Raw genomic sequence first — 281 nt, forward strand, 5'->3', positions numbered from 1 at the left:
TTCCGATTAACGCTCGGACCCTCCGTATTACCGCGGCTGCTGGCACGGAGTTAGCCGGTCCTTATTCTTGTAGTACCGTCAATATCATATGCTATTAACATACAATCCTTCTTCCTACATAAAAGTGCTTTACAACCCTAAGGCCTTCTTCACACACGCGGTATTGCTGGATCAGGCTTGCGCCCATTGTCCAATATTCCCCACTGCTGCCTCCCGTAGGAGTCTGGGCCGTGTCTCAGTCCCAATGTGGCTGATCATCCTCTCAAACCAGCTATAGATCG

1 rRNA gene is annotated in these 281 nt (G+C 50.2%); it reads right to left on the bottom strand.

Annotation, left to right across the window (positions count from 1 at the left end):
• Positions 1–281 (bottom strand): 16S ribosomal RNA (locus FET73_RS15640); the annotation flags it as partial.

It is taken from the genome of Marinicella rhabdoformis (genome assembly GCF_009671245.1).
Classification (GTDB): Bacteria; Pseudomonadota; Gammaproteobacteria; order Xanthomonadales; family Marinicellaceae; genus Marinicella; species Marinicella rhabdoformis.